Here is a 15,582-nt window from a genome sequence, read left to right on the forward strand (position 1 = left end):
CCGACAATGCGCAGCGCTCGTTTGCGCGCGGCCGTCCTGGCGTCCGCGCTTCTCCTCGGCGTGGCCGTGCCGACGGCACCGGCCTCCGCCGACACGGCGACCGGGATCTCCGCGGCCGCCGTGCCGACCCTGGCCGGCCGGCTGGCGTCGGTGCGCGTGGCGAAGAGCCTCAACTACTACCCGTCGAACGCCGCCTGGTCGTCGATGTGGACGGCGTTCGACGCGAAGCGGATCGACGCGGATCTGGCCAAGGCGGCCGCGCTGGGCGCGGACAACGTGCGGGTCATCGTCTTCCCGCAGGCTTTCGGTTACCCCAAGGCCCCCGGTGTGTACGCCGAGCGCCTGAGCACCTTCATCGGCATCGCCGCGAAGAACCGCATGACGGTCAAGCTCACCCTGTTCGACTGGTGGGACGGCTACACCGAGGTCGGCCGGAGCGTCAACTGGGCGAAGGCGGTGCTCGCGCCGTACGCCGACGACCCCCGCGTGATCGCCGTCGAGCTGAAGAACGAGTTCCAGCCGGACGACACCGCCGCCGTCGCCTGGGTGCGCAAGGTGATCCCGGCGATGCGCGTCGCCGCCCCGGCGATGCCGCTGACCCTGTCGGTGGACGGCACGACCGGCGCCCCCGGCCTCGGCAAGATCAAGAAGGCGCTGGCCGGCACCCCGCTGGACTACTACGACTTCCACTTCTACGGCAGCTCGGAACGGTCGCTCGCGGAGATCCGCAAGGCGCAGGCCGCGGTCGCGCCGTCGCCGATCGTCATCGGTGAGACCGGGCTGAGCAGCGTCACCGACAGCGAGGGTGAGCAGGCCGCGTTCCTGTCCCGGGTGTTCCGGGCGGCCCGCGAGGCCGGGGTCGGCTCGGTGTCGCCGTGGACGTTCACCGACTTCCTGCCCGGGGCGATCCCGGCCCACTCCGCGGTGTCGGCGAAGCCGGCCCAGTACAAGTTCGGCCTGCACCGCACCGACGGCTCCCCGAAGGCCGCGGCCGCCGTGGTCAAGGACGCCTGGACCACCGGCGCGACCCCGAACAGCGTGCTCAACCTGGGTTTCGAGTCGACCGCTGCGGAGTCGCCCTGGCGGTCGAACCTGCCGAAGGCCGGCGTCGCCAAGGTCGCCACCGGCACCGCCCGCACCGGCCGGGCCGCGGCCCGCTTCGCCGGCACCACGCGTACCTCGGCGGGCCTGCCGTCGCTGGTCACGTCGCCGATCACGCCGGTGCAACCGGGTCACCGCTGGCGGGCCGAGGCGTACGCCAAGGGGGCCTCCTCGACCGGCATCACCGAGATCACGCTGAGCTGGTTCGACGCCAACGGCCGCTGGCTCAGCCAGCACAACTCGAACCGCCTGCCCCACGGCACCACCGGCTGGACGAAGCTGGCCGTGGAGACGGTCGCCCCGCCCGGCGCGGCCGGCGTCCAGCTGCACCTGAAGTCCGGCGACAACCGGGGCACCGTCTGGTTCGACGACGTGGCGATGTCCTGACGCACCCGCGCGCCGCCCGGGGACCGAAAGTGTCATACCGGCGAGGCATGATGGCGGCGTGACAGCATCCGCCGGGGGTCTCCTAGCCACCCTTCTCCCGGTCGCCTCGCCGCCCTTCCCTCGACCCTCTCGCCGCCCTTCCCCCGGTCTCTCCTCGCCACCCTTCCCTCGACCGGGCAGCTCGCCCTGTTCCCCGTCCGTCGTTGACGGCCCTGCCGGAAAGGTCTGCCATGGTGCCCATCACCGAGCCCCTCGAAGTCGTCGACCTGCCGCCATCCGGGAGCACCGGCGGCGTCGTGGACCCGCTCCGCAGCCGGCTTCCGCAAAGGGCCGGTGACGTCGCCGGCAATACCGACTTCCGGCCCCGACGACCGGCGGACTCACCCCGGCCAGACGAGTCCCCCGAGCCGGCCGAGTGACGTGACCGGGCCGCCTCGTCGCGACCGCGCCGGTCGGCAGGGGGACGGAGTCGCAGTGCCGGCGACCGGGCGCTGCTCCGCCCCGGTCACCACTGAGGACGATCAGGACCCAACCGACCAGCCGGTGAGCGGAGTCGCGACGCCGGCGGCCGGGTGGGAGTCGCGTCCTTGACACATCGATCCCCGTCGAGCGCCGATGCGGGACGCTGTGTGCGTGCGGAGAATCCTGGTCGTGATCATGTCGGCGCTGCTCGGCGCCGGTCTCGCATCGCCGGCGGCGCACGCGGCCGCCTCCGAGCCGGACATTCACGCGGTGGCCGACTGGAACGGGCTGGCCCTCGACGCGGTGCGGCTGACCCGGGCGTCCGACGCCGACGCCGCCAGGCTGTACGCACTGGTCGACGTGGCCGTCTACGACGCGGTCAACGGGATCTCCGGCACGTACACCCCGGCGCTGGTCACCGGCCGGGGCCCACGGCACGCGAACCCGCAGGCCGCTGCTGCCTCCGCCGCCCATGCCGTGCTGGTCCGCACCGACGCCGCGCGGGCCTCCGTCTACGACGCCCGTCTCGCCGCCGACCTGGCCGCACTGCACCGGGGCGTGGACAGCGGCGCGGCCTGGGGTGCCGCGGTCGGCGCGGCGGTTGTCGAGGCCCGCGCAGCCGACGGCAGCACTCCCGTCGAGAGCCAGCCGGCCGGCTCGGGCCCGGGTGTGTTCCGTTCCGCCTGGTCGGGTGCGCAGTACCGCAACGTCCGCCCGTTCGCGATCACCGCCCCGGCCCGTCACGTGCCCGCCGCCCCACCCGCCCCGGACTCCGCGGCCTACGCCACCGCGTACGCCGAGGTGGCCGCTCTGGGTGACGCCTCCGTGGACCGCCCGGACCTGCTGGCCACCTACCAGTTCTGGTCGCTGCCGGCGGGTTCGGTTCAGCCGCCCGGCGAGTGGCTGCGTATCGCCCTGACCGTGGCCGAGAGCCGGCACCTGCGACTGGCCGACGAGTCCCGGCTGGCGGCCCTGCTGACGATGGCGCTGGCCGACACGACGGTGGTGACGGTGTCGACGAAGTTCACGTACCGGCATTGGCGTCCGACGACGGCGATCCGCGAGACCACCGACCCGGCCTGGACGGCGCGCGCCGGAAGTGTCGGCGGCACACCGGAGTACGTGTCCGGCCACAGCTCCTACAGTGGCGCGGCCGCGACGGTGCTGGCCGCCTTCTTCCACACCGACCGGATCGCGTTCGCCCACACCACCGACTCGGCTCCCGGGGCGGCCGCTCGAACGTACCCCGGCTTCTCAGCGGCCGCGGCCGAGGCAGGCCGTTCCCGCGTCTACGGCGGTTTGCACTTCGATTTCAGCAACCGGGCCGGTCTGTCCGCGGGCGGCGCCGTCGCCCGCGAGGTGCTGGCCACCGCTCTCCGCCCCCGCCACTGATCGGCCCGTTCGCGGCCCGGCCCTTTCCACGCTCGCAAGGTGTACGGTACCGTACCGTACATGGGAATCGTCATCATCACCGGCGCGTCCGGCGGCATCGGCTTTCACACAGCGCTCGGCCTGGCCGAACAGGGTCATCAAGTGATCATCGCGGCGCGCGCGCGGGAGCGCGGCGAGGCGGCGGCGACCCGGATCGGCGCGGTCTGGCGGCCCCTCGACCTCGGCGACCTCGCGTCGGTGCGGCGCTTCGCGCGGGAGTTCCTCCAGGAGTACGGACGACTCGATCTCCTGATCAACAACGCCGGGGTGATGGCCGTCCCGCGTCGGGAGCTGACCACCGACGGGTTCGAGCGCCAACTCGGGGTCAACCATCTCGGCCACTTCGCGCTCACCGGTCTGCTGCTGCCCGCCCTCGACCCCGGCGGCCGGGTCGTCACCGTCACGAGTGGACTGCACCGGCGCGGCCGCATCGACTTCGACGACCTGATGGGTGAGCGGCGCTACCGGCAGTTCGGCGCCTACTGCCAGTCGAAACTCGCCAACGTCCTGTTCGGGCTGGAGCTCGGGCGGCGTACCGGGCTGATCAGTGTCCTCGCGCACCCCGGCGTCGCGCACACCGATCTGGCCCGCACCGGTAACCGGGCGCGTGACCTGGTGATCGCCCTGGTGCGCCTGTCGGCGCAGTCCGCTGCCGTCGGCGCCCTGCCTCTGCTGCGGGCCGCGACCGAGGGACGGACCGGGGAGGCGTACGGGCCGGACGGCCCCGGTGAGCGGCGGGGCCGTCCGACCCGGATCGAGGTGTCGCCGGCCGGCCGCGACGAGGCGTCGGCACGGCGGCTGTGGGCGATCTCGGAGGAGCTGACCGGCGTGCGATACGGTACTTTCACCAACGCTCAGTGATCGTTTGACGTTCTTCGTTCGGGAGGCCGGGATGTCGCCGTCACCGGCCACCCAGCACCGCCTGGACCCGGCCCGTGAGACGGCCATCCTCGACGCCATCCGCGAGCTGCTGGCCGAGGTCGGCTACGACCGGATGTCGATCGACGAGGTCGCCCGCCGGGCCCGGGCGAGCAAGGCCACCATCTACCGCCGCTGGTCCGGCAAGCCCGACATGGTCGCCGCCGCCCTGCACGGCCTGATGATCGACCATCCACCACTGCCGGACACCGGCTCCCTGCGCGGTGACCTGATCGCCGCGATGACCGGTTTCTGCCGCGTCTACGAGCGCAAACAGCCGATCGTGCTGAGCCTCCTGGCGGCGATCCGCTCCGACCCGTCGCTGGGCCGCCTGCTGCACGAGCACGTCCTGTCGACCGGCGTGACCGAGTCCGCCGCCGTCCTGGACCGCGCCGTGACCCGCGGCGAGCTTCCGCCCTCCCCCGACGTGACCACCTTGGTCGAGGTGGGAAAAGCCCTGCTCTGGCACCGTCTCCTGCTCTCCGGCGAGCCCCTCGACGGCCCGTGGGTGGTCCACGTCGTCGACGACGTCCTGCGCCCGCTGCTGGGAGTCGCGGACCGGTAGCGGTTTCCCTCAAATCGTCGCGCGGCCCACCGATGATCGCGCCTGTGCCCGAGCCCCTTCCGCCACACCGACACCGCCGCAGAACCATCGCGGCGGTCGCGGCTGCCGCCGTCACCGGCCCGGCGGCCACCTGGGCCACACGCCGCGCCGGCGCCACGCCTATCGCCCGCGCCATGCCCATCGCCCGCTCCATGCCCATCGCCCGCGCCCCTCGCGAGGCCGCGCCCCGAGTGACCACCACCCCGTCACCACCCCGCACCAGCAACCCCACGACCGCCGTGCCGCCGGGGCACGGCGGTGCTACTCCCCGCCCCGGCGAGTCTGCGGTTGCCAGGCCCCCAGGGCACACCGGCACCGCGGCCCCCGCCGGCGCTCCCACCCAAGCCGTACCGGCGGGTGGCACCGCTCAGGCGTCCACGACCGGGACCGGCGCCACCTCCATCGTCGATGACCTGGCGACCGCCTGGGTCGCCCGACGTGCCGGCACCTCGCCCGCACGCCGCCGGTCCGGCCGGCGGCGTGCGGTGTGGGTCGCCTGTGCCGCCGGCATGGTGCTCGTCGTCGGCGCCGGATGGGATCCGATCTCCGCCGGACGCTGGACGGACCACGAACCGGTCGACGTCACGAGCGTTGTCGCGAGCCCGTTGTCGGCCGACGCCGTCCGGGATCACCTCTACCAGCGGTTGCCGGTGCCGACCTGGCGTCCGGAGCCGCCGGCCGACGCCGCCGTCCCGTTCGACGGTGAGCTCATCCGGCAGGGCGACAAGCGCCTGATCTTCAGAGGCGACGACGGTGAGCGGGCGCGTGTCACTCTCCTCCGTGTAGGTGACCCGGAGCCTGATCGCGATCCCGCCTTCCCCGACGTCCCGCAGATCGACCCGTCATCCGGCGACCGAATGATCGCCGTGGAGGCACAGGTCGAGAACATCGGCCTCGTCCGGCTCCGCACCGACATCGAGGAGCATGTCTGGCTCTTCGACGACCAGGGCGGCGAGTACGGGTACGACCCCAGCAGGACCGGGTCTCCAGCGGCCGGCCTGCCCGAACTCCCCCCGGAGCGACCCGGACCCGAACGGTCGTCTTCCAGGTGAACCCGTCCGCCACCGGCATCCGCGCCCTGATCGCCTGACCTGGCCGGCGGTCTCCCCAGACCGCCCGGCCCACGGCCCCGCACACCGCCGGACCCACAGCCCGGCGCACCGCACAACCCACCGCCCTCACAGCATCCGGCCCGCGGCAACCTCACAGCGCCCGGTGATTCCCTCAGACCGCCCGGCCGGCGGCCGATGGTCCCACCCGTGACTGTTCCGCCGTCCCGCTCACCGCTCCGAAACCGGCGGTTGGCGATCGCGGCGATCACCGCCGCCGCGTTCGCCGGTGGGCTGCTGGCCGCCCGCGCCACCCGCCGGGCCGGGCCCGCCGCTCTCGTGGACGCGCCGCTGCCGCCGGCACCCTCGGCGTCTCCTCCCCCGGCACCGCCCCCGGCCCTGTCATGGCGGAGGACGGGGCTCGCCCTGTTCGCGGGCGTCACGCTGGCCACGAGCATCGGACTGGTGGGGGCGACCCATGACCGTCCGCCCGCCGCCGCTCCGGTCGTCGGCCCTCAGACGCGCGATCTCACCTCGGAGGAGATCGAGCGCCGGAACGAACTGATCGAATACCGCAACGAGTGGCTGGAGCGGATGTCCGCCCTGGACACGGAGAACTTCCGAGCCTTCGATCATTCGCCGGAGACGCGGTGGGACGGCTCCACCAACCGCTTCCGAGGCGAGAACGGCGAACAACTGTCGGTCACCCTCCTCCGCACGGACGACCCGGTGCCGTATCGCGACCCGTACCTCCCGGAGGCCCTGGAGATCTTCCCCTCCGCCGGCAATCGAGCCCTCGCCCTGGTGTTGCGCATCGAGAACACCGGCGATGTCCCGCTGCGCAATGACATCGAGAAGCACGTCCGACTGCTCGGTGGAGACCTCGACTCGACGGGGTACGAACCCGACCGCGCCATGACCGCGGCCCGCGCCCGAGACCAGCCGAAGACGCTGAAGGCCGGGCGATCCACGACTCGGACGGTCGTCTTCCAGGTCGGTGCCCTCACCCGGGTATGGGACTTCCGAATCGACCTGCCCCCGGTCTCGTAGGTCAGCGGATCGGGGGTCAGCGGTCCAGGCCGGCCGTGGCGAGCACGTCGGCGGCGACCTCGGGGACCGGGTGGCCGGCGTCGACGACGGTGTCGGCGACACCGGCGGCGGTGAGGACGCGGTCGAGGGTGGCCGCCCGTTCGACGAACCAGGGCAACTCCGGGGAGCCGGCGCCCAGACGGGCGGTCAGCCGCTCACGGATCGTGGGCGGGTCGGCGTGCAGGCGGCAGACGAGCAACGGGACGCCGGCAGCGGCCTGGTAGGCGTCGCGTTCGGCACGGGTCTCGATGACGCCGGCAAGGATCAGGCGCTGAGCGCCGTCGGCCAGGTAGTTGCCGCACACCGCGGCCAGATTGCGCAGGGTCGTCGCGGCGTTGAAGGGGTCGTCCGGTGGGGTCGGCCAGGATCGTCGCAACCAGTCGACATCGATCACGGCGTGCGGGACCTGCCGGGATCGTAGAAGGTCACCGACGGCTTCGGCGATCGTCGTCTTGCCGACGCCGACGGGTCCGGTGATCAGCAGCGCCCGGCCGGCCGGAACCTCATGGGCGGGAACGGTCATGGTTGGGCGGCGCCGATGGCGGTCAGGTGCGCGTCGAAGGCGGCCACCATGTCGAAGTCGGGGTCGAGGAGCCACTGGGTCTGCAGGCCGTCCATCACCGCGAGCAGGTTGGCGGCGACCAGGGCAGCGGGCGGGCCTGGGGGCAGGGTGCCCTGTTCGCGAGCGGTCTCGACGCCCTCGGTGGCGGCTCGGCGCACCTCGGCGTACCGCTTCTGGAAGAAGGTGTGGGCGGGATGACCGGAAGCGGTCGCCTCAGCGGCGAGGGTGCTGAAGAGATGGACCATGCCGCGGTCCGCCGCGTTGCGGCGGACGAGGTCGCGGAGGCCGGCGACGAAGCCGTCCGAGGTCGCCTTCAACTCCCGGCTGTTGCCCAGGTCGCGCTCGTCCAGCAGGGCTACGAGCAGCCCTTCCTTGGAACCGAAGTGATGGATGATGTTGGCGGCGCTGACGCCGGCCCGGTCGGCGACGTCGCGGAGGACGCCGCCGCGGAAACCATGCTCGGCGAAGACGTCCCGGGCGGCGTCGATGATGGCCCGTTGGGCTTCCCGACCGGAGACGTACGGACCACGCGGACCGCGTTTACGAGAATCGGCGGCGTTCGTCACTCGTCGACCGTACTGGGTGCGTTGCGACGGTTCGTCCGGGGCCGGGCCGACCACGACGGCGTGCCCGGGAGGTGGCCTCGGCCGTGACGTCAGTGCAGCTTCGTGAGCGCCTGGCGGGTCAGGTCGGTGGCGGTGGTGAGGGCTTTGCGGCCGTCCCGGGAGTCGGTGAAGTCGAGCTGGACCACGGCGTTGGCGCTGCGGGCGTAGACACGGACGCCCCTGTCCGGGACGAGGCGGGCGAAGGCGCTGTCGCCCAGTTCGTCGATCGGCCGTGTCTCGGCGGACGCCGATGGCGATGCCGATGGAAGCGACGGAACCGACGGGGAGGGCGCGCCGGCGATGACGGTGGTCGTCGCCCGGTCCTTCTCCATCGTGGCGACGGCGAGCTGTTCGGCCGTGCTGCCCCCGCTGGCGGCACGGTACACGGTCACGTTCAGGACGACTTTCTGTCTGGCCTCGGTGGTGACGTATTGGCAGCGGAGGCTGAACAGGTTGGGCCCGTCGTAGGCGGCGGCCGTCCGTCTGCCGGGATCGGTGCCGGTGAGGACGGGGCATTCCTTGACGAAGCCGGTCCAGCGGGCGGCGGCGCCCGGTTCGCGGGCGGATGACGGCGGATCACCGTCGTCACAGGCGGCGACGGTCAGCAGGGCGGTCCCGAGGAGGACCGGGATGACATGCCGTAGGGCGATCTTCACCGGCGGAATGGTAGAGATCCGGATTCGGCCACGCCGTCCCGGAAAGCGTGTGGATCACCACATGTGAGATTGCCGCTGCCGGGCGCCCCGCGGTCAGTCGCCGGTCACCGTGATCGCCGCCACGGGGCAGCCGGCGGCGGCGGCGCGGGCGGCCGTTTGCCCGCCCTCGTCCGGAGAGCTGTCCAGAACGACCACGACACCGTCCTCGTCGCGCTGGTCGAACACGTGGGGCGCCGCCATCACGCATTGACCAGCGCCGATGCATTTCTCCTCGTCGACGGCGATCTGCACAGGACCTCCCGGTGACCGTTTTGAACCTTTGCTACCTCGTCGTCCTGGCCGTACGCTACCAAGTAATCAGACGTTTACTCGAGGAGGCGGCATGCCGGATCAGGAGAACGTGCTCGATTACCCGTTCACACCCCGACCGCGGTGGATCCGCCCGCACAGTGGGAGGAGCTGCGCGCGAGCTGCCCCGTGGCCCACGTGCGGACCGCCGCCGGCACCGACGCGCTGCTGCTCACCCGCTACGACGACGTCCGCACGACGATCACCGACCGCCGGTTCGTCCGCAACACCCCGGCCGGCGGCAACGCCATGGGCACCGGGCCGGCGTTCCTCGACGACGAGGCCGGGCACCAGCGCTGGCGGCGGCTGCTGACCCGCTCGTTCACCGCCCGGCGGATGACCGCCCTGCAGCCGGGCATCACGCGCATCGCCCACCAGCTCGTCGACGACATGATCGCCGGTGGGGCACCCGCCGACCTGCGGACCGCGCTGGGCTTCCCGCTGCCGGTCTACGTGATCTGCGACCTGCTCGGGGTGCCCGCGTCCGACCGGGAGCGGTTCGCCCACTGGTCGGACCGGTTCCTCAACATCACCCGGTTCACCGCCGAGGAGACGAGTGCGTCGGGGCGGGAGTTGTGGGCGTACATGCAGGCCCACGTCGAGGCCAAGCGCGAGCAGCCGGGTGACGATCTGCTCTCCGAGCTGGTCACCGTCGTCGACGCCGAGGACGGCCGTCTCTCCGAGCCGGAGCTGGTCTTCACCGGGCAGGCGCTGCTCGTCGCCGGCCACGAGACGACCGCCAACATGATCGGCAAGATGGCGGCCATGCTGCTGGCCCGGCGCGAGCGCTGGGAGCGCCTGCTCGCCGACCCCGGCCTGGTGCCGACCGCCGTCGAGGAGGTCCTGCGATTCGACGCCAACCTCGGATTCGGTACGCACCGGCTGGTCACCGAGCGCGTCGAGATCGCCGGCACGATCGTCGAGGCGGGCACGACCGTACTGTCGGCGATGCCGTCGGCCAACCGTGACGAACGGGTCTTCACCGATCCCGACGTGATGGACCTGGCCCGTTCCCCCAATCCGCATCTGACCTTCGGCGCCGGCCCGCACTCCTGCCTCGGCCAGTCGCTGGCCCGCGTCGAGCTGCGGACCGTGCTGAGCGTGCTGCTCGAGCGCCTGCCGACACTGGAGCTGGCCGTGCCGGTCGAGGAGCTGCGCCGCCGCCAGGGCCTGCTGGTCGGCGGCCTGGAGGAGGTGCCGGTGCGCTGGTGACCGGTCCCTCACGATTCGGGCGAACCGGCCGATCGTGTACGTGTGCATGTCGGGATCCTCGAACGCGTCGACGGCCAGCCGCTGGAGCTGCTGGTGGAGGCGTTCACCGCCAGTCCGGTCCCAAAGGCGGTGCTCACGCTGGCCGAGGGCGAGGTCGGCCGGTTCGTGGCCGCGAACCAGGCGTTCGCGGACCTTCTCGGCTACGACCGGCACGAGCTGATCGGGCAGTCGTCGCAGATCGTGGCCGCGCCGGAGGACCGGGACGCGGTCGGCGACGTGTTCGCGAGCATGATCGCGGGCCGGATCCGGGAGGCCGCCCTGGAGCGGGTGCTGGTGCGCCGGGACGGCTCCCGGATCTGGATCTCCAGCCGCAACTTCCTGGCCCACGACCGGTCCGGCGCGCCGTTCCTGATCGCCGAGGTGGCCGACAGCGCTGGCCGACAGGCGCTCGCCGACAGCCAGGACCTGCTGGACGTGATGATCACCGCGAGCCCGGACCTGCTGGCGGTCACCGCTCTCGACGGGACCGTGCTGCGGGTCAACCCGGCCTGGCGGCGGCTGCTCGGCTGGAGCCAGGACGAGCTGACCGGCACCCGGCTGTCCGCGCTGCGGCACCCGGACGACGGCGACGACGTCGCGTTCCGGGAGGGCACCGTCCGCTGCCGGGCCCGGGACGGCGGATACCGGTGGGTGGACTGGTCCGGCCGGGTGGTCGCGGACCAGCAGGTGATCATGGCGACCGGGCGGGACGTGACCGACGCGATCGTGGCCGAGCAGTCCGCCGCCCGCGAAGCCGACCGGCTGCGCACCACGATCCGGGTCCAGCGGGAGATCACCGCGGTGGCCGCCGACCGGGAAGCGGTACTGCGGCTCATCGCCGACCGTACCCTCGAGGTGATCTCGACCGGCGAAGCCGCGTCGGTCCATCTGATCGACCCCGAGGGCCGCACCATGCGGATGGTGGCCGGCACCGGCGGCCTCGCCGGCCGGGACGTGCCCGCCATCGCCCTCACCGGATCGATCATCGGCACCGCCGCGGCCGGCGGCGTCACCGTGCGCTGCGACGACACCAGCACCGATCCGCGGGCCAGCCACACCATGTCCCGCACCGTCGGCATGCGCTCGCTGGTGGTGGCGCCGCTGCGCGACCCGGCCGGGTCGGTCTTCGGGGTGCTGCTGGTCGCCAGCACCCGCACCGCCGCGTTCGACGACGGCGACGAGCAGTTGCTCACCCTGCTGGCCGATGCCCTCACCGGGGCGCTGCGGCACGCCGAGGACACCGCGGCCCGCGCCGAGATGACCGACGCGCAGGTGCGCCGGCTCAAGGACACGCTGCAGGTCCAGCGGGAGGTGACGGCGGCGGCCGCCGACCGGCAGGCGGCCATGCACACCGTCGCCCAGCGCGCGGTCGACCTGTTCCCGGCCGCCGACGGCTCCGCCGTCGAGCTTCTGGAGAACGACCATCTGTCGTACGTGGCAGCCGCCGGCACCCTGGCGCAGTTCACCGGATCGCTGATCCCGCTCACCGGATCGCTCAGCGGCACGGCCCTCACCCGTGACACCCCGGCGCACTCCCGGGACACCGTCACCGACACCCGGGTCGACCAGGAGGCCTGCCGCCGCCTCGGGATCGGCTCGATGATGGTGGCGCCGCTGCACGCCGAAGGCACCCCGATCGGCATCCTGAAGATCGCCGCGAGCCGCACCGGGGCCTTCGACGACAGCGACGAACAGCAGTTGCTGCTGCTCGCCGACAGTCTCAGCTCGGCGCTGCGGCACGCCGACGACGCCGCGCACACCGCCCGGGCGCTGGCCGAGCTCGCGGTCAGCGAGAACCGGTTCCGGCTCACCTTCGACAACAGCCCGGTCGGGCTCACCCTGTCCAGCCTGCAACCCGGCGATCTCGGCCGCTACCTGCACGCCAACGCGGCCATGTCGGCGATCACCGGATACTCCGCCGACGAGCTGAGCCGGATGACCTACGCCGACCTGCAGCACCCCGACGACGTGGCCGGCACCGCCGAGCTGGTCCGCCGGCTGCGCGCCGGCGAGATCGACACGGTCCGCGTGGAACGCCGCTACCGGCACCGGCAGGGCCACACCATCTGGGTCGCGATCCGGGTCGCCGTGGTCCGCGACGATGACGGCAACGCCCTCTACGTGGTCAACCAGGTCGAGGACATCACCGCCCGGCGCACCGCCGAGGCCGAGCTGCGCCGCCAGGCCCGCCTGCTGGAGCTGATCCCGGCCGCCGTCATCGTCCGCGAGCTGGACGGGACGATCCGCTGGTGGAACGCCCGCGCCACCGAGCTGTACGGCTGGCCGCTCACCGCCGCGACCGGGAGGACCGCCGACCGGCTGCTGGCCACCGCGTACCCCGCCCACAGCACCGCCGGTGAGCAGCGTGAACGCCTCGAGCACGACGGCCGCTGGGAGGGCCGCCTGCAGCACGTGACCGCCGACGGCCGGCTGTTGACCGTGATGAGCCGCCAGGTCCTGCACCAGCCGGAGCCGGGTCCCGACGGCCATCTCGAGCCGGTCCAGGTCCTGGAGATCAACACCGATGTGACCGCGGCCCGCGCCGCCGAGCTCGCGCTGGCCGACAGTGAGCAGCGGCTGCGCGCCCAGTTCGACAACTCGGCCGCAGGGCAGGTCATCCGCGCCCTCGACGGCACCCTGACCGCGGTCAACCGCGCCTATGCCCAGATGCTCGGGCACACCGTCGACGAGCTCACCGGCCGGGCCGAGGCGGACCTGCTCGACCCGGCCGAGGACGCCGCCGGCCGGCACCTGCTCGCCGGGCTCTTCGCCGGGGAGGCCGAGTCTTACACCCGCGAGGGCCGGCTACGGCACGCCGACGGTCACCGGGTCGACGTCGAGGCCACCGTGTCCCTGGTCCGCGACGACACCGGCCGCCCCAAACACCTGATCGGCGTGGTCACCGACATCAGCGGCCGCCGCGCCGCCGAACGCGCCCGGGACAACGCGGCCGCCGCGCTCGCCGAGCGCAACACCGAGCTCGAAGCGGCCAACCAGCTCAAACTCGACATCATCGGGATGCTCGGCCACGAGATCGGCAACCCGCTCACCACCATCCAGGGGCAGGCCGAGGTCCTCGCCGACGACTGGACGCTCCTCGACGACGACCGCCGGGGCGGGCCGTCGACGCGATCGCCCGGCAGGCGGCCCGGCTCGACGACATCGTCCGCGAAGTGCTGGCGATGGTCACCATCGACGCCGGCAGCATCCGCGCCGACCGGCGGGAGTTGTCGCTGCGCGCCCAGATCGACGGCGTGCTGTCCTCGATGGACCTGGAGAGCCTTCCGGTGTACGGCGACGACGCCCGTGTCCTGTTCGCTCCCGGTCACCTGGAGCAGATCCTGGTGAACCTGCTGTCCAACGCGGCCAAATACGGTGGGGGCGCGACCGCCCTGCGGATCACCGGCAGCGACCGGTGGGTGCACGTGACCGTCGAGGACCGCGGGCCCGGCGTGCCGGAGCAGTTCCGGGACCGTCTCTTCGACCGCCTCACCCGGGCCGACCGGGACGCCACCACCGTCAGGGGAACCGGGCTCGGCCTCTACATCGTGCGCGGCCTGGCCCGCGCCAACGACGGCGACGTCCATCATGAGCCCGGCCCGGGCGGCGGGTCCCGTTTCATCCTCGATCTCGCGCCCGCCCCCTCCCGGTAGTCGACGCGTCCCGGCTGGTCCTCGACCCGCCGACGGCCGGGGTCGGGGGGATCCGGCAGAGGAGGATCGGTGGACGCCGGCACGGGATCCGAGCCGCACCCCCCGGCATGAGCCATCTAGTCTACGGACTATAGTCGTACGCATGGCCTGGCGACCGATGTACCTCGTGGGCAACCGCGAGATCCGCATCCTCCTCGGCGGCATCAGCCGTCAGCGCACATACAAGATCACCCAACGGCCCGACTTCCCCAGGCCGGTCGCGCACCTGGCGCAGGGTGCGGTGTGGCTCGGCGATCAGGTCGAGGAGTGGATCACGGCTTACCGGCCGGGGGAGGCGGCTCGCAAGCGGCTCAGACCAGGTTCTCCGCCAGCAGCCGACCCGCCCGGCTTCCCGGATGACTGACCAGCACGCCCAACAGGGCACTGGTGTCCTCCGGCCAGTCGGCACCGGGTTTGAGCAGCTCCTTCACCGGGAGCCGGTCCTCGTCGCCGCTGTCCCACCGGGCGACGTGCCGCCAGTCCACACCGATCTCGACCAGCGCACGAACGCCCTCGTATCGTTCGTGCGCCGGGCCGAGCAGATGGGGGTAGGCGCAGGCCACCTCGTAGGTCATCAGCATCGCCCGCAGCACGTCGTCGGTCCGTTTCGGGCCGCCGCGCGCCTTCGCGATCAGGTCGGCCTCGAGCGACGCCCACAGCACCGGCACCTCGGCGTAGTTGACACGCTTCCGCCCCATCGCGGATCGCAGGTAGTTCCGCACGCCGCGCCCGCGGTAACGGGATCGCCCGATCAGCCGGTCACGGACCGCCACCAGCTCCGCGGGCATCCGCTCGACCCGAGCCGGCGCCCGGCCCGACATCAGCGCCTCGCGCACCGCGTCCACATCGGCCCCGCACTCCCGCAGCAGCTCCCCCGCATGCGACTGTGGGTCCTCCAACAGCACCAGCAGCAACTGCTCCGCGCTGGGCTCGCCATACGCGAGCCGGGCGCGGTCGACGGCGGCCGAGGCGTCGTCCGGTGTCGCCCACCGCCCGGCCTGCGCCCGGAGGACCGCGTGGAGCACGGTCGGCGTGACGTCGTGGGCGTCGAGGACGCGCCGCACCCCGGCCCCGGCTCTCAGTGTCCCGGCGAGCAGGTGTTCGGTGCCTATCCTCTGCCCGCCGAGCGCCTTGGCCGCGGTCATGACCGCGGAGACCTTGTCTGTCATGACCCGAGACTAGAAATCGACCGCCATGGTCCGCGTCCGTCCACAGACCGATATCGCCTACGACCGGAGTAGTACCCGGCCGCCGACATCAGCAGGCGCGCCCCGTGCCGATGGGTCGCTGCCGATACACGATCTCGCTGCCGCGTTCGCCCTCGGGGACGAAGTGGCCGATAGCGATCTCCCGTCCCGGCCGGCGGGAGCCGGATATCACCCCGATCGTCGTCACGGTCACGATGCGACTCTTTCCAAGGCTCCGGC

16 protein-coding genes are annotated in these 15,582 nt (G+C 72.6%); 10 read left to right on the plus strand and 6 right to left on the minus strand.

The genetic code is table 11. From position 1 onward, the window contains the following. The first annotated feature begins 6 nt into the window (after positions 1-6). The 6 genes from ACQPZW_RS29270 (at position 7) to ACQPZW_RS29295 (ending at position 7,002) form a co-directional block, all read left to right on the plus strand. The gene (locus tag ACQPZW_RS29270; protein ID WP_433789241.1) at positions 7-1,488 is read left to right on the plus strand and encodes a cellulase family glycosylhydrolase; all 1,482 of its coding nucleotides are present in this window, start codon (positions 7-9) and stop codon (positions 1,486-1,488) included. Between the two features lie 633 nt (positions 1,489-2,121). Continuing rightward, positions 2,122-3,342: a vanadium-dependent haloperoxidase gene (locus ACQPZW_RS29275; protein WP_433789242.1), complete on the plus strand. Its 1,221-nt coding sequence runs from the start codon at positions 2,122-2,124 to the stop codon at positions 3,340-3,342. Positions 3,343-3,402: 60 nt separating this feature from the next. Further along, entirely contained in the window at positions 3,403-4,242 is an 840-nt protein-coding gene (locus tag ACQPZW_RS29280) for an oxidoreductase (RefSeq protein ID WP_433789243.1), read from the plus strand. A 4-nt stretch (positions 4,243-4,246) separates the two neighbouring features. After that, positions 4,247-4,864, plus strand: coding sequence for a TetR/AcrR family transcriptional regulator (locus ACQPZW_RS29285; RefSeq protein WP_433789244.1), 618 nt, complete (start codon positions 4,247-4,249; stop codon positions 4,862-4,864). A gap of 173 nt (positions 4,865-5,037) precedes the next feature. Beyond that, positions 5,038-5,955, plus strand: coding sequence for a hypothetical protein (locus ACQPZW_RS29290; protein ID WP_433789245.1), 918 nt, complete (start codon positions 5,038-5,040; stop codon positions 5,953-5,955). Between the two features lie 207 nt (positions 5,956-6,162). Next, entirely contained in the window at positions 6,163-7,002 is an 840-nt protein-coding gene (locus ACQPZW_RS29295; protein WP_433789246.1) for a hypothetical protein, read from the plus strand. Between the two features lie 16 nt (positions 7,003-7,018). Here the strand turns inward: ACQPZW_RS29295 and ACQPZW_RS29300 are convergent, their stop codons facing one another. From ACQPZW_RS29300 to ACQPZW_RS29315, 4 genes are all read right to left on the minus strand, one after another. Beyond that, positions 7,019-7,564 carry an AAA family ATPase gene (locus ACQPZW_RS29300; protein WP_433789247.1) on the minus strand — a complete coding sequence of 182 codons (546 nt, stop codon included), beginning with the start codon at positions 7,562-7,564 and terminating at the stop codon, positions 7,019-7,021. Beyond that, the gene (locus ACQPZW_RS29305) at positions 7,561-8,169 is read right to left on the minus strand and encodes a TetR/AcrR family transcriptional regulator (RefSeq protein ID WP_433789248.1); all 609 of its coding nucleotides are present in this window, start codon (positions 8,167-8,169) and stop codon (positions 7,561-7,563) included. The genes ACQPZW_RS29300 and ACQPZW_RS29305 overlap by 4 nt, the downstream gene beginning before the upstream one ends. An 89-nt stretch (positions 8,170-8,258) precedes the next feature. Continuing rightward, entirely contained in the window at positions 8,259-8,864 is a 606-nt protein-coding gene (locus tag ACQPZW_RS29310; protein WP_433789249.1) for a hypothetical protein, read from the minus strand. 93 nt (positions 8,865-8,957) lie between these two features. Then, the gene (locus ACQPZW_RS29315; protein WP_433789250.1) at positions 8,958-9,155 is read right to left on the minus strand and encodes a ferredoxin; all 198 of its coding nucleotides are present in this window, start codon (positions 9,153-9,155) and stop codon (positions 8,958-8,960) included. A 141-nt stretch (positions 9,156-9,296) separates the two neighbouring features. Between ACQPZW_RS29315 and ACQPZW_RS29320 the strand changes: the two genes are divergently transcribed. The 4 genes from ACQPZW_RS29320 (at position 9,297) to ACQPZW_RS29335 (ending at position 14,519) form a co-directional block, all read left to right on the plus strand. Further along, positions 9,297-10,424 (plus strand): cytochrome P450, encoded by a 1,128-nt coding sequence (locus ACQPZW_RS29320; RefSeq protein WP_433789251.1) that lies wholly within the window; start codon positions 9,297-9,299, stop codon positions 10,422-10,424. A 42-nt stretch (positions 10,425-10,466) separates the two neighbouring features. Next, the gene (locus ACQPZW_RS29325) at positions 10,467-13,811 is read left to right on the plus strand and encodes a PAS domain S-box protein (RefSeq protein WP_433789252.1); all 3,345 of its coding nucleotides are present in this window, start codon (positions 10,467-10,469) and stop codon (positions 13,809-13,811) included. Next, entirely contained in the window at positions 13,730-14,116 is a 387-nt protein-coding gene (locus ACQPZW_RS29330; RefSeq protein WP_433789253.1) for a sensor histidine kinase, read from the plus strand. Before ACQPZW_RS29325 ends, ACQPZW_RS29330 begins: the two co-directional genes overlap by 82 nt. 142 nt (positions 14,117-14,258) lie before the next feature. Beyond that, positions 14,259-14,519, plus strand: a complete 261-nt coding sequence (locus tag ACQPZW_RS29335; RefSeq protein ID WP_433789254.1) for a DNA-binding protein — start codon at positions 14,259-14,261, stop codon at positions 14,517-14,519. On the opposite strand, the gene ACQPZW_RS29340 is transcribed toward ACQPZW_RS29335, so the two are convergent. Next, on the minus strand, positions 14,467-15,324 hold the full coding sequence (locus tag ACQPZW_RS29340; protein WP_433789255.1) for a Clp protease N-terminal domain-containing protein: 858 nt from the start codon (positions 15,322-15,324) through the stop codon (positions 14,467-14,469). The two genes, ACQPZW_RS29335 and ACQPZW_RS29340, sit on opposite strands and share 53 nt — an antisense overlap. 88 nt (positions 15,325-15,412) lie before the next feature. Then, on the minus strand, positions 15,413-15,556 hold the full coding sequence (locus ACQPZW_RS29345) for a hypothetical protein (protein WP_433789256.1): 144 nt from the start codon (positions 15,554-15,556) through the stop codon (positions 15,413-15,415). Positions 15,557-15,582: the final 26 nt, after the last annotated feature.

It is taken from the genome of Actinoplanes sp. CA-252034 (assembly GCF_050956125.1).
In the GTDB taxonomy this organism is placed as follows: domain Bacteria; phylum Actinomycetota; class Actinomycetes; order Mycobacteriales; family Micromonosporaceae; genus Actinoplanes.

Excerpts from the sequence above, each read along its gene's own strand:
- ACQPZW_RS29270 (WP_433789241.1), top strand. The coding sequence starts at position 7 with ATGCGCAGCGCTCGTTTGCGCGCGGCCGTCCTGGCGTCCGCGCTTCTC.
- ACQPZW_RS29280 (WP_433789243.1), top strand. The coding sequence starts at position 3,403 with ATGGGAATCGTCATCATCACCGGCGCGTCCGGCGGCATCGGCTTTCAC.
- ACQPZW_RS29290 (WP_433789245.1), top strand. The coding sequence starts at position 5,038 with ATGCCCATCGCCCGCTCCATGCCCATCGCCCGCGCCCCTCGCGAGGCC.
- ACQPZW_RS29300 (WP_433789247.1), bottom strand. The coding sequence starts at position 7,564 with ATGACCGTTCCCGCCCATGAGGTTCCGGCCGGCCGGGCGCTGCTGATC.
- ACQPZW_RS29330 (WP_433789253.1), top strand. The coding sequence starts at position 13,730 with ATGGACCTGGAGAGCCTTCCGGTGTACGGCGACGACGCCCGTGTCCTG.
- ACQPZW_RS29335 (WP_433789254.1), top strand. The coding sequence starts at position 14,259 with ATGGCCTGGCGACCGATGTACCTCGTGGGCAACCGCGAGATCCGCATC.
- ACQPZW_RS29340 (WP_433789255.1), bottom strand. The coding sequence starts at position 15,324 with ATGACAGACAAGGTCTCCGCGGTCATGACCGCGGCCAAGGCGCTCGGC.